Here is a 13359-nt window from a genome sequence, read left to right as displayed (position 1 = left end):
GTCAGACACCCTAAGGGAGACGCCGCTAAAAGATTCTGCATGGCAGACACCCATCATCATTAATAGGATGGATAACAATAGATGTTCTGCTCGTAGGATCATGAAGAAACACTCAAATCAAATTTAGCTCTTTTGCAACACTGGCCAACTCGATGGTCGTGCGAGCGCCGAGTTTCCTGAGTATGTTGACTTTATGTCCGCTGACAGTCTTGTTGCTCAGGTTCAGTTTGGTTGCAATTTCTAGGTTGGTAAAACCTTTCGCCAGTAACTGGAGAATGATGACTTCTTTGTTAGTTAGACCCCGCAACCCATTGTCTGGGTGTTTCTCCGAGTTTCTGTATAGGGACAGCACCTCTTTCGGAAAATACAAATAACCGTCGGACAGGGCGTTCAGACCTTTCACCAACTCGCTCAAGTCGGCACTTTTGTTTATATAGCCCTGCGCGCCTGCTTGCATACATCTCACCGCGTAAGTGCTGGCAAGGTGAGAGGTGAACACCAGCGTTTTTATCTCGATATCTTCCGTCGCCAATCGCTGCAGCACGGACAGACCGTCCAGACTGTCAATTCCTATATCCAGCAGCATGTACTCGGGACTGAGAGAGCGGATTTTTGTCAAAGCATCGAAGCCATCCGAAGATTCTGCCACCGCTTCGTAACCGTTCTCCTCGAGGACGGCTTTGATAGCGGCACAGATAATCGGGTGGTCATCCACTATGAGCACGCGTTTTTTCATGGATTCCTCTGGAGTGTAGGTGTCAGGAGAGCATTCAGACGACACCGTCAGTGGCCAGTATAGTCAAATGCATTGCGTTGAGAACCTGCCTTTTTTCAAAATGAAATCCTACGCGAGTATGGTGTCACGAGCGTGTAGAGCTCTTTGGGGTAGGGGGAATTCTAAAAGCTCTGCATACAGATATGGAATACTAATTCAGATTTTAACACCAACGATCAACTCAAGAATTATCCCCGGAAAACCAAGAAATATCTTGGTTGAATGTTTGCTAAGGTAACACCCTCTTTTGTGTTCAAGGCGAGGCTCGTATATATGCGCTCTTCAGTCAGTCAAACAATCATGCCTTCAGTGAATACCCGATGGTTGAATGAGCTGGAGGTAGTACGAGCGCTTGATAATAAGCAAATAGTCCCCTATTTCCAGCCCAAGATGTGTCTGGAAACCGATAGAACCTTGGGAGTGGAGGTGCTGGCACGCTGGGCGCACCCAGAAAAGGGGATTTTGTTTCCGGGTTTATTTTTGTCTGTTATTGAGGAAGGCGAACTTTATCCAAGGCTATTTTCATGCCTGCTTGAACAAGGTCTAAAACTGCATAAATGTCTACTCTCCGCCGGGCAGTCCATTGTTTTTTCGTACAACATAGAAGTGACTCAGTTGCTGGATAAGTGCTTTGCTGAACAGTTTATCGGTAAAGTAAAAAAGGCCGGTATTCCTTTGCATTTGATCACCTTGGAAATGACCGAAAATAGTGATCTTGCGCTCGACACGGTATCAATAGAGAACATTGAGTCCTTAACAAGAAACGAAATAAACTTGTCGCTGGATGATTTTGGCACGGGGTTTTCGTCGATCATGCGGTTGTCGGAAATTCCCTTTAACCAGATAAAGTTGGATTCCCGATTTGTCGCCCATTCATTGGGTTTTAAACAAAGCAGGATTATCAAGTGTGTCACCGACCTGGCCAGGTCGCTTGATCTGGAAGTGGTAGCTGAGGGGGTCGAGACCGAGAAACAAAGAGCTCATCTTCAAAAACTGGGTGTCGATTCAGCCCAGGGTTATCTATTTCACAAGCCAATGGATGGTGCTTCTCTGCTGAAAGTTCTCCTTGAGGGTAAACCGCAGCAACCGTTTCTACGGCAAGGTTAATCGTTAGTTTAATTCTCTCAGGAGCCAATATGCGTCATTTGATTTTGAGCGCCATTTTTGTCACCGGTAGTTCGTTCAGTATGGCCTCTCAGGCAATCAGCCAGTACGTTGAGTTGCCTCAAAGCGGTGGGCTTGTGCAGCAGGGCAAGATCGAAGTAGTGGAGTTGTTCTCGTATGGTTGCCGGCATTGTTACGATCTGGAGTCAACCCTCAATCCTTGGATCGAAAAGCTACCGGCGGACGTTAACTTTGTGCGGGTGCCGGCCATGTTCGGCGGCGTCTGGGATGTGCAGGGTCAGGCGTTTTTGACTCTGCAGGCCATGGGGGCTCGCCAGAGTGTACATGCAGCGGTTTTTGAGGCCATTCGCAATCGCATAAAACTGACGACGCCTGATGAAATAGCCGAGTTTCTGGCAGGTGAAGGGATACACAAGGACATATTTCTGAGCACTTACCGCTCGTTTGCCGTTCAGGCCAAAGTGATGGATGCCAAGAAAAGAATCGCGGCTTATCAGGTTTCCGGGGTGCCAGCTTTGGTGATTGACGGCAAATATCGCTTCGACCTGAGCGCGGGTGGTCCACAAGGGATGTTGAAGCTAGCAGAGCATTTAATCGCTCAAGAGCGTGCTGCGAGGCTTGCGAAACTCCCATCTACATAAGGCGCTCGATGTTCTTGAGAGCTGCACTCAATTATTGGAATGCATCGAAAGTCTGACTTCAAGTGGTTGGCGCATATCAGGCTTCTTGGGTACCGATTCAGTAGCGATGCTCACCTAGTTGTAAACTTAATATTTACCCTCTCAGCGTGTTAAAGGTTAGGTCCAATGACAACCACCCGAGATAGTTTTATCCTCCCTCTAGCTGGCAGTCCACGGAATAAAATCACAGTCGATGTGCAAGTAAACAGTCAATGTACGTGCAATAGAGTTACAGCGAAAATACAGAGCAAGGCGACTATGGATGAGGCTCAGAATCAACAACATAAAATTGATCGTTTCTTGATTAGGCAGATTGACTTTCTGAACGGCAAATCGCTGAATTAGAGAGGGCCGTCATCTTATATTTTTCCTATCCTCCAAATGCTGTCGACATTGCGGCTAGCTTCAGCGAGGTGCAAGCTTTCCAATACCATCAGGGTCATGTCATGCAAGCTTAAGAAGTTGTCTCGAATGTTGCCAATCCCTCCAACATCAACCACGCAGCCATCATGGGCGAGCTTCTGCATGATGCGGATCTCGAAACGCTCTTGACACCGGGGAGCGAGTGACGAAATATTGGTGTCGAAGTGTATTGTAAAGCCCCAACGTCTTGTTGCTCCGACCAGTTGAGCGCGCCTTAGTCTTTTTGATGCATCGTTATCCGGCTTTAGGGAAGGTACTGAAGTACCCACCGATTTTTGATGCCCTCACTACTTGAGGCTCAAAAAATCATAAGTCGGCGAAAATCAGGCCTTTCTTGTCCTTAATCCACGGTTCTTTCCTCTAATTGCACTGTTTCAAGGCAATTGGCCCGCATTACAGACGCCCCTCGCCCATACCCATCAACCGTTTTCGCACCAGCCACAAATTCGAAGCTGCTGGGCCGGGCGGCTATCGACCGGATCATCTTGCGTTCCTGATGCTCTGGGCGTTTGTCCACTCCGGTGTAACCCGCATCCCCGCACACGTAAGTTTCCTCGCCGTGCAGTAACTGATCGACCTGTGTCACGTCCGCTACATTCGCCGCGGTGCCCACCAGGCTATGCACCAAGCCGGATTCGGCATCGACGCCGATGTGCGCTTTCATCCCGAAGAAATATTGGTTTCCTTTCTTCGTCTGATGCATTTCAGGGTCGCGTTTACCGTCCTTGTTCTTGGTCGAACTCGGCGCATGAATGATCGTCGCATCGACCACCGTGCCGTGACGCAGCAGCAAACCACGATCACCCACATAACCGTTGATGACCTGCAAAATCCCGCCCGCCAACTCATGTTTCTCCAGTAGGCGCCGGAAGTTGAGGATCGTGGTTTCATCGGGAATCCGATCCAGATGCAGCCCCGAGAACTGGCGCAGGATCGTGGTCTCGTAAAGTGCTTCTTCCATCGCCGGATCGCTGTAACCGAACCAGTTCTGCATCAGATGAACCCGCAACATCGCCATCAGCGGATACGCCGGACGACCACCTTCGCCCTTCGGATAATACGGCTCGATCAAGGCAATCAAACCCTTCCAGGGCACGATCTGATCCATCTCGATCAGGAAGCGCTCGCGGCGGGTCTGCTTACGCTTTCCGGCATACTCGGCATCGGCGAAGGACATCTGTTTTCGGGGCTCAAACGTTCTGTTCATGTGAGGTGCGTATTTCACCAAATCTGGAAGTCTTTTTCAGAGTTTCCCTAAGGCCTGGCCCCGGCCTTGGCGGTGAGTTGCTCCCGACAATAATCAGCAAACAACTGCGCCGGTTTGGTCAACTGCCCGCGCTTGAGCCACGCCGCCACCAGCCCTGAGCCGGTGACGTCTTCGACGATGTCCACGCACACCACTTTCTGGCCGTCATAGGTGCATTCCGAATGCGGCCGGGTGACCAGGATCGAGAATCCGAACCCTTGCCCGACCATCCCCCGCACCATCTCGATCGACGGTGAGCTGAAGGCAATGTTCGGCGTCAGACCCAACTCTTCGAACAAGCTGACGAAGTAGGTCCGGCTCGGTTGCACGTCCAGCAGAATCATCGGCTCCAGGCACAGATCGCGCAGCGACACTTGCTTGAGCTGAGCAAAGCGATGATCCGCCGGCAACAACGCATAAGGGCGCTGCGCCGGCATCAGCGGTTCGGTCTGGATGGTGGCGTCGAGGTCGTGTTCATACAGAATCGCCAAGTCGAAGGTGCCCGACGTCAGGCCTTGCACCAGCTCTTGCTGCTCGCCGTCGCGGATGCGGATTTTCACCCCCGGGTACAACGCCGAGAACCCGGCAATCAACTGCGGCAGGTACAGCGGCGCGACCGTTTCGAAGCAGCCGATATCGATTTGCCCGGCCACCACGTCGTTGTCGGCCAGGGCGTTCTGTTCGAACTCCTTGGCCATGCGCAGCAGTTCCTGGGCCTTGCGATAGAAGCGCGCGCCGCTCGGTGTCAGGGACACGCCTTGGGCGTGATGGCGGATCAGCAGCTGCACGCCGAAGCTGTCTTCCAGGCCTTTGATCGCGGTGGAGATCGCCGGCTGGGCGATGTACAGCTTGCGCGAGGCCTCGGCGACGCTGCCGCATTCGACGGTGGTGATGAAGTACTTCAATTGACGCAGGTTGTAGGCAGCCACGGCAAACCTCGGGGTGGATGATGTCGACATCCAGGTAAACTGCGAGCCGCCCGCCCGCATCCGTTCGTTCGACGGTGTTGTTGTGTTTGAACAATAACCACATCCCGCGCCACCGGGGAGATTGGCTGCCCAGTTTTTTCATGGTCTGCGAAGACATTTTTACTATTTTTACTGGACTCGGGCCTGGGCCACCATCCAAAACACAAGAAAAGCCCATGGAGCATCTGAACGTGTTCGAGCTTGCATATTGGCAAAACAAAGCTGCCGCGCTGCGGTTATCCGACCAGGCCGTCATCGACGGCAAATCTCGCTCGGCGCAGTCGGGCCAGACTTTCACGGCGATCAACCCCGCCACCGGCCAGCGCTTGGCTAACGTAACCGCTTGCGGTGATGAAGACGTGGACGCGGCGGTACGCAATGCGCGGCAAGTGTTCGAGGCCGGCACTTGGTCGGCGCGTTCGCCGAGCGAGCGCAAGCAAGTGCTGCTGCGTCTGGCTGATCTGATCATGACCCATCGCGAAGAACTGGCGCTGCTCGACTCGCTGAACATGGGCAAACCAGTCATGGATGCCTACAACATCGACGTGCCGGGCGCCGCCGGAGTGTTTCGCTGGTACGCCGAAAGCCTCGACAAACTCTACGACCAGATCGCCCCCAGCGCGCAAAACGTGCTGGCGACCATTACCCGCGAAGCACTGGGTGTGGTCGCCGCCGTGGTGCCGTGGAATTTCCCGCTGGACATGGCCGCGTGGAAACTCGCACCCGCGCTGGCGGCCGGCAATTCGGTGATCCTCAAACCCGCCGAGCAATCACCGTTCTCCGCGTTGCGTCTGGCCGAACTGGCGCTGGAGGCCGGTCTGCCGCCAGGCGTGCTGAATGTGCTGCCGGGCCTCGGCGAGCAGACCGGCAAAGCCCTCGGTTTGCACCCGGACGTCGACTGCCTGGTGTTCACCGGCTCCACCGAAGTTGGCAAGTATTTCATGCAGTATTCCGCGCAATCGAACCTGAAACAGGTGTGGCTGGAGTGCGGCGGCAAGAGCGCCAATCTGGTGTTCGCCGATTGCCAGGACCTGGATCTGGCCGCCGAGAAGGCGGCGTTCGGCATCTTCTTCAATCAGGGCGAAGTCTGCTCGGCCAACTCACGGCTGCTGGTGCAGCGTTCGATTCATGACGAATTCGTCGAGCGCCTCAACGTGCAGGCCGAGCGCTGGCAGCCGGGTGATCCGCTGGACCCGTCGAGCAGCGCCGGGGCGATTGTCGACAGCCGCCAGACCGCGCGCATCATGAAGTTCATCCAGCAGGCCGAACGCCTGGGCGCGACCAAAGTATGTGGTGGCCGGCAGTCGATCTTCAACGGTTCCGACAACTTCATTCAGCCGACGATTTTTACCGGCGTGAGCCCGGACATGCCGCTGTTTCGCGATGAAGTGTTCGGCCCGGTGCTGGCGGTCACCGCGTTCGACGACGAGGCCCACGCCTTGCAACTGGCCAACGACAGCGTCTACGGATTGGCGGCCTCGCTGTGGACTGACGACCTCAATCGCGCCCACCGCGTGGCGCGGCAATTGCGAGCAGGCACGGTGTCGGTCAACAGCGTCGATGCACTGGACGTGACCGTGCCTTTCGGCGGCGGCAAACAGTCCGGTTTCGGCCGCGACTTGTCGCTGCACTCATTCGATAAATACACCCAGTTGAAAACCACCTGGTTTCAGCTGCGCTCATAACAGCCGCTAATAACAAAACGGAGAACTGGCGATGACCACACCACGTGAAACCCGCGACTACCAGGCCGCCGACGCTGCGCACCACATCCACGCATTCGTCGATCAAAAAGCGCTCAACGAGGAAGGACCCCGGGTGATGGTCCGTGGTGAGCGCCTGCACCTGTGGGACAACGATGGTCGGCGTTACCTCGACGGCATGTCCGGGCTGTGGTGCACCAACCTCGGTTACGGCCGCAAGGACCTGGCGGCAGCGGCGACTCAACAGCTTGAGCAGTTGCCGTACTACAACATGTTTTTCCACACCACCCACCCACAGGTCATCGAGCTTTCGGAGTTGCTATTCAGCCTGCTGCCGGGGCACTACAGCCACGCGATCTACACCAACTCCGGCTCCGAAGCCAACGAAGTGCTGATCCGTACCGTGCGCCGATACTGGACGATCCTCGGCAAGCCCGAGAAGAAAATCATGATCGGTCGCTGGAACGGGTACCACGGCTCGACCCTGGCGGCGACGGCGCTCGGTGGCATGAAGTTCATGCACGAAATGGGCGGCATGATTCCCGACATCGAACACATCGACGAGCCGTACTTCTTCGCCCACGAGGGCAACCTGACCCCGGCTGAATTCGGTCTGCGGGCGGCGCAGCAACTGGAAGCGAAGATTCTCGAACTGGGCGCGGACAAGGTCGCCGGGTTCATCGCCGAACCGTTCCAGGGCGCGGGCGGAATGATCTTTCCGCCAGAGAGTTACTGGCCGGAGATTCAACGAATCTGCCGTCAGTACGACGTGCTGTTGTGCGCCGATGAAGTGATCGGTGGCTTTGGTCGTACCGGTGAATGGTTCGCCCACGAGCACTTCGGTTTCGAGCCGGACACGTTGTCGATCGCCAAGGGTTTGACCTCCGGTTACATCCCCATGGGCGGATTGATTCTGTCGAAGAAAATGGCTCAGGTGCTGGTGGAGCAGGGCGGGGTGTTTGCCCACGGCTTGACCTACTCCGGGCACCCGGTGGCCGCGGCGGTGGCCATCGCCAACCTCAAGGCCTTGCGTGATGAAGGGGTGGTGACGCGGGTCAAGGATGACATCGGCCCGTACCTGCAACAGTGCTTGCGCGAGGTGTTCGGCAATCACCCGTTGGTGGGCGATATTCAGGGTGTCGGCATGGTCGCGGCGCTGCAATTGGCGGAGGACAAAACCAGTCGCAAGCGCTTCGCCAATGAGAACGACATTGCCTGGCGTTGCCGCACGATCGGCTTCGAAGAAGGGGTGATTATTCGCTCGACGTTGGGGCGGATGATCATGGCACCGGCGTTGATTGCCAGTCGCGAAGAGGTTGATGAGTTGGTCGGCAAAACCCTGAAAGCGGTGGATCGTACGGCGCAGGAATTCGGCCGGCTCTGAACTTGTAGCGCTCTTGCGGGCCTCTTCGCGAGCAAGCCCGCTCCCACAGTGGGATTGTGTCGATCTCGGTAAAGGGGACGACATAGGCCCCCTGTGGGAGCGGGCTTGCTCGCGAATGCGATAGCCGATTCAACACACCTCTCAACTTTTGCACCCACCCCGGGCATCCCCGCCCGCAGCGCCCTTTCGCAGTGCGAGCTACCCAGTTTTTTCATCACTCCCATCGACATATTTCCTAATTTTCCTAATCCCTGCCTTGAGCCAACATCGACCTCGCCAGTCAGCCAAACGCTGACCACCGAAAGGTCCATCAGAGACCTCAGGTTGCTTCTGCTCCAAGGCCACTGGCCGTACTGCCCATGACAAAACTAAATCAACAGCTTTGGGAGTGCTCCATGATCAAGTCCTTGCTTACCCGCTTCGCTCATCCACTGGCGGTCACCGCCATCGCCGCGACGGTCGCCACCAGCGCCCAGGCCGGCACCCTGTCCATCGGCCACACCACGTGGGTCGGATATGGCACGCTCTACCTGGCCCGGGATCTGGGCTACTTCAAGGAAAACGGTCTGACCGTCGAATTGCCTGTCGTCGAAGAGGCTTCGATGTACATGGCTGCGCAAGCCTCGGGAGAGTTATCGGGCTCGGCGTCGACAATCGACGAAGTGCTCAAGTACCGCCCGCAATTCTGTTTCAAGGCGGTGGCCGCACTCGATGACAGCCACGGTGGCGACGGCGTGCTGGTGGGCAAGGAGGTCAAAAGCCTGCAGGAGCTGAAGGGCAAAGCCGTGGCGGTGAACGAAGGTTCGACCTCGCAGTTCTGGCTGTCGTACTTGCTGAAAAAACACGGCATGAAAATGAGCGACATCACCGTGCAGAACATGACCGCCGACGATGCCGCCACCGCGTTCATCGCCGGTCGCGTGCCGGCCGCTGTGACCTGGGAACCGCATCTGTCGATGGTTCGCAACAAGCAGCAAGGCAAAGTGCTGATCGACAGCAGCAGCACACCGGGGGTGATTGTCGACGTGGTTGCGCTCAACTGCACGGTCATCGAGAAGCAGCCGGAAGACGTCAGGGCATTGGTCGCCGGTCTCTACAAAGCGGTGCAGTACACCAAGGACCATCCGGAAGAGGCCTACAAAATCATGGCCAAAGGCGTTGGCGGTTACCTCGCCGATCCGAAGGAACTGGCCGCTGCCGCGCAAGGCGTGCGCTTCTACGATCAGGCCATGAGCGAAAAACTCCTGGGCTCGCCGGGCAAACCGGGCGATAGCGAACGGCTGATCAAACTGGCCAACGAGACCGCCAGTGAATTGCAGGGCAAACCCTACAACGTCAGCAATGACGACTTGATCGACAACCGCTTCGTCAGCCCGCTCTAGGAGGTTTGCATGTTCAAGCGCAATTCATGGCTGAGCCGCTGCATCACGCCCAAGACCGGCCTGCCGGTTTCGGTGATTTGGAGCGCGAGCGGTCTGGCCTGGGTGTTGTTGATCGGCCTGTGGGCCGGATTGTCTTACGGCGGCGTGGTGCCGGGCATGTTCTTGCCGACACCGGGCGCGGTGGTCGAGGCCGCCGTGCGCCTGAGCCGCGACGGCACACTCGGTTTGCACGTGTGGGCCAGCCTCGAAGTGGTGATGGTCGGTTTCATCGTCTCGTCGCTGGTGGCGGTGCCGCTGGGGTTGCTGATGGGCAGCTTTCGCATCGTCCAGGCGTTCCTTGAGCCGATGGTGAATTTCATCCGCTACCTGCCGGTCACTTCGTTCGTGCCATTGTTCATTCTGTGGATCGGCATCGGTCTGGAGCAGCGAGTGTCGGTGATTATCTTCGGCGTGTTTTTTCAGCAATTGGTGATGATTGCGGACGTGTCCAAAGGCATCTCCAAGGACCTGATCAACGCGTCCTACACACTGGGTTCGACCCGCCGCGATGCGGTGCTGCATGTGATCGCCCCGGCGTCGTTACCGGGTGTGCTCGACACGCTGCGCGTGACCATGGGCTGGGCATGGACGTACCTCGTAGTCGCCGAGCTGGTCGCCGCATCCAGCGGCCTGGGTTACTTGAGCCTTAAAGCCATGCGCGGCTTTCAAGTGGATGTGATTTTCCTGGCAATCGCGATCATCGGCCTGCTGGGCCTGGTCACCGATCAACTGTTCCGTTTCCTACGTCTGAGGATCGCCGCATGGGCTCAGTAAGCGCCGTCACCCCGCGTTTCGTCACACCCACGGCCGCCCCGGTGCAGGCCGCGCCACGGCTGCAAGTGGACAAGGTCAGCCTGCGCTATCAGAAACCTGACGGCGGCATGTTCACCGCGCTCGAGCAGGTGTCGTTCGAAGTGCCGGATCAACAATTCGCCGTGCTGGTCGGGCCTTCGGGCTGCGGCAAGTCGAGTCTGCTGTATCTCACGGCCGGCCTGAATGAGCCCACGGAAGGCGAAATCTACGTCGGCGGCCAACAAGTGCAAGGACCGGGCGCGGATCGCGGCATGGTGTTCCAGAGCTATACGCTGTTCCCCTGGCTGACCGTGCGCCAGAACGTTGAGTTCGGCCTCAAGCGGCGTGGCATGGCGGCTCCACAGCGCAAGGAAATCGTCGATTACTACGTCAATGAAGTGGGCCTCACCGGGTTCGCCGACAACTACGCCAAGCAGCTGTCCGGCGGCATGATGCAACGCGTCGCCATTGCTCGGGCGCTGGCCAACGACCCGCAGATCTTGCTGATGGACGAGCCCTTCGGTGCACTCGACAGCCAGACGCGCCTGCAAATGCAGCAGCTGTTGTTGCGGGTCTGGGGCAACAGCAAGAAGACTGTGTTGTTCGTGACCCACGATATCGACGAGGCGATTCTGTTGGGGGATCGGGTTTACGTGATGGGCGCCAGGCCTGGGCGGATCAAGCAGATTCTGGATGTGCCGATCGAACGCCCACGAACCCTGGACATGGTCATGGAGCGCTCGTTCATTGACATGAAGCGCAGGATTTTCGGGTTACTGCATGATGAGTTGGAAGAGGCGCATTGAGATCCCTGTGGGAGCGGACTTGCTCGCGAAAGCGGTGGGTCAGTCGACATCAATGTTGAATGATAAATCGCCTTCGCGAGCAAGCCCGCTCCCACAGGTTGTGCATCATCAGTTGGCGGGCAAAAGGAACCGCGCAATCACCGGCAAATGATCGGAGATCCGCAAGGTATCGTCCTGCCTCACCATGGCCTCGACCCGTTTGATCCGCGGGCTGTAGAAGAGGTAATCAACCGTCCGGTCCGGGCCGTTCAAGCCCGGATCATTCGGGTAGTGGGTCAGCCACCGGGACCGATCGACACCGCTGGCTTCGTTGTGGGTCGGGATCATCGGGTATTTATCCCACAGCACATGCAATGCGCTGTCGACGGAGTAGGGCGTGCGCTGTTCGTCGGGCAGGCGTCGATACTGGCCCAGCGGCAACAGGTTGAAGTCGCCACCGATCAACCACGGGGTGCCACGGCTTTCAAACTTGTCGAGCACCTTGGTCACGGCGGTCACTTGGGCTTGCAGGGTCTCGTCGGGCTGGATGACGCGGTCCAGATGGGTATTGAGCACGGCGATCTGCCCACCGTCACTCAACGGCAGGTAAGTCACCAGCAAAGCGTTTTTCGGTTTGAACTGACGGCTGATGAGGTTGGCCGACGCGACCGGCAATTGCAGGCGTTCGGCGTGTTCGATCTGGAAACGGCTGAGGGTGGCCAGTTGCCGGCCGACGCTGCCGAGGATGTGCGGCAGCGGCACGAAATCGGCTTTCCAGTCGAAGGCGTGAGCGCTGCACGGATAAAGGTCGGCGACCCGTTCCTGGAGCAACTTGAACTGGTTCTGGTAATCGCTGGCCTTGGCGCCGTCATCCAGTTCCTGCAACAACACAATGTCCGGTTGCTCGTCGCGAATCACCCGCGCCACTTCATCGAGGCTGAAGGCCATGTCTTCGGGGGTGGGGCTGTCGTCGTCGCCTTCGGCCTGGTCATTCCAGAACACGTAGCGTTTACCCGCCAGGTACTGAACGTTCCAGGTCATCACTTTCAACGCCTGGCCGGGTACCAGTGTGGGCGCCTGAGTGCTGCAACTGACCGGTAATGCTTCCTCGGCTTCGGGACGCCAGGTCAGGTTGTAGATCAGCAAGGCAATCAGGCCTGCCGCGATCAGCAGGCCCAGCAGGGTGTAGCGCAGTAGACGGGTCATGGCTCGGCTTATAGCGTTACAAAAGATGAGCCTGAGCATAACCGAGCGTCGGGCTTAAGCCCATGGGTCATAGTGGGCCATCAATTTTTTCAGGCACATCGCAGATCAGCATGAACAACCGGAACAACACCACGCTGGTGAACAGTTGCAAAAAGCTGTGCGCGCTGTCGATCAGCAGCGAAATCGCCGGATTCTGCGGCTCCGGGTAAATCGCGAGGGTCGCGCCCTTGAGTACCCATAGCGGCCCCATCACGCACAGGATGCACACCAGGATGCGCAGGAAATGGCCGCGGGTCAGGCGCAGGCTTTCCTTCATCGCCGCCAGCGGGGCCAGGCCGCGCAGCACCAGCAAGTACTCCCCGAATGCCAGGGTCACCATCAGCCAGATGCCCGGCAGGAAGTACAGCGACAACCCGATCAGGATCAGCAAGGTGTTGAGGGCTGTGAGCAGGGCGAAGCGCGGCCACAGGTAGGCCGACCTGGACAACAATTCGCGGTTGCTCGGCGATTCGCCACGGCTGCGGGCATCGAGAAACAGGATCAATGCGGCGGTGTACAGCGGATAAACCAACAAGCCGACCATCACGCTGATACCGGGGAAACTGTCCGGCTCGGTGGAGCGATCGACGACTTGTTGCAGTAGCGCTTCGAAGATCACCAGCGGCAGGCACAGCCGCACAATCTGGCCCAGATTGCGTTTGAAGAAATACAGAGAGTCACGCAGTACATCTAACGAATTCATCAGTCGATATCGCAGGTTGAAAGCAGTGGCCCACTTTAACCGATGAAGCCCTTTGGGGCGCAAACGTAAACGTTCGGTAAAGACCATTGAAACATCCTGCATCAACCTC

General features: G+C 57.0%; 12 protein-coding genes and 1 pseudogene. 7 read left to right on the top strand and 6 right to left on the bottom strand.

The annotated features are described in order from the left end of the window. Positions 1 to 112: 112 nt before the first annotated feature. The gene (locus tag ACYZTM_RS11315; protein WP_131061813.1) at positions 113 to 736 is read right to left on the bottom strand and encodes a response regulator transcription factor; all 624 of its coding nucleotides are present in this window, start codon (positions 734 to 736) and stop codon (positions 113 to 115) included. A 312-nt stretch (positions 737 to 1048) separates the two neighbouring features. On the opposite strand from ACYZTM_RS11315, the gene ACYZTM_RS11310 reads away from it, so the two are divergent. Next, complete coding sequence (locus tag ACYZTM_RS11310; protein WP_461988684.1) at positions 1049 to 1882, top strand: EAL domain-containing protein; 834 nt, start codon at positions 1049 to 1051, stop codon at positions 1880 to 1882. A gap of 29 nt (positions 1883 to 1911) precedes the next feature. Beyond that, positions 1912 to 2541: a thiol:disulfide interchange protein DsbA/DsbL gene (locus tag ACYZTM_RS11305; RefSeq protein ID WP_461988682.1), complete on the top strand. Its 630-nt coding sequence runs from the start codon at positions 1912 to 1914 to the stop codon at positions 2539 to 2541. Positions 2542 to 2939: 398 nt separating this feature from the next. Here ACYZTM_RS11305 and ACYZTM_RS11300 read toward each other — a convergent pair whose 3' ends face one another. From ACYZTM_RS11300 to ACYZTM_RS11290, 3 genes and pseudogenes are all read right to left on the bottom strand, one after another. Further along, positions 2940 to 3107, bottom strand: a complete 168-nt coding sequence (locus tag ACYZTM_RS11300) for a hypothetical protein (RefSeq protein ID WP_461988681.1) — start codon at positions 3105 to 3107, stop codon at positions 2940 to 2942. 341 nt (positions 3108 to 3448) lie between these two features. Further along, a pseudogene (locus ACYZTM_RS11295) lies at positions 3449 to 4180 on the bottom strand (IS5 family transposase); the annotation flags it as partial. A 77-nt stretch (positions 4181 to 4257) separates the two neighbouring features. Beyond that, positions 4258 to 5178 carry a LysR substrate-binding domain-containing protein gene (locus tag ACYZTM_RS11290; RefSeq protein WP_131061816.1) on the bottom strand — a complete coding sequence of 307 codons (921 nt, stop codon included), beginning with the start codon at positions 5176 to 5178 and terminating at the stop codon, positions 4258 to 4260. Between the two features lie 230 nt (positions 5179 to 5408). Here ACYZTM_RS11290 and ACYZTM_RS11285 point away from each other — a divergent pair, with 230 nt between their 5' ends. The 5 genes from ACYZTM_RS11285 (at position 5409) to ACYZTM_RS11265 (ending at position 11323) form a co-directional block, all read left to right on the top strand. Next, positions 5409 to 6902: an aldehyde dehydrogenase gene (locus tag ACYZTM_RS11285; RefSeq protein ID WP_461989128.1), complete on the top strand. Its 1494-nt coding sequence runs from the start codon at positions 5409 to 5411 to the stop codon at positions 6900 to 6902. 31 nt (positions 6903 to 6933) lie between these two features. Then, positions 6934 to 8304, top strand: a complete 1371-nt coding sequence (locus tag ACYZTM_RS11280; RefSeq protein ID WP_461988678.1) for an aspartate aminotransferase family protein — start codon at positions 6934 to 6936, stop codon at positions 8302 to 8304. 395 nt (positions 8305 to 8699) lie between these two features. Further along, a complete protein-coding gene (locus tag ACYZTM_RS11275; protein ID WP_461988676.1) occupies positions 8700 to 9686 on the top strand; it encodes an ABC transporter substrate-binding protein in 987 nt (328 codons plus the stop codon). Between the two features lie 9 nt (positions 9687 to 9695). Beyond that, entirely contained in the window at positions 9696 to 10499 is an 804-nt protein-coding gene (locus ACYZTM_RS11270; RefSeq protein WP_461988674.1) for an ABC transporter permease, read from the top strand. Then, positions 10487 to 11323 carry an ABC transporter ATP-binding protein gene (locus tag ACYZTM_RS11265; protein ID WP_461988672.1) on the top strand — a complete coding sequence of 279 codons (837 nt, stop codon included), beginning with the start codon at positions 10487 to 10489 and terminating at the stop codon, positions 11321 to 11323. The genes ACYZTM_RS11270 and ACYZTM_RS11265 overlap by 13 nt, the downstream gene beginning before the upstream one ends. Positions 11324 to 11431: 108 nt before the next feature. Here ACYZTM_RS11265 and ACYZTM_RS11260 read toward each other — a convergent pair whose 3' ends face one another. Together ACYZTM_RS11260 and ACYZTM_RS11255 are read right to left on the bottom strand one after the other, a co-directional pair. Further along, the gene (locus ACYZTM_RS11260; protein ID WP_131061821.1) at positions 11432 to 12508 is read right to left on the bottom strand and encodes an endonuclease/exonuclease/phosphatase family protein; all 1077 of its coding nucleotides are present in this window, start codon (positions 12506 to 12508) and stop codon (positions 11432 to 11434) included. Positions 12509 to 12575: 67 nt separating this feature from the next. Further along, positions 12576 to 13250, bottom strand: coding sequence for a YciC family protein (locus tag ACYZTM_RS11255; protein ID WP_131061822.1), 675 nt, complete (start codon positions 13248 to 13250; stop codon positions 12576 to 12578). Positions 13251 to 13359: the final 109 nt, after the last annotated feature.

Source organism: Pseudomonas sp. MDT2-39-1 (genome assembly GCF_054898085.1).
The sequence above is the reverse complement of the archived record's forward strand: the minus strand, read 5'-3'. Positions and strand labels throughout refer to the sequence as shown.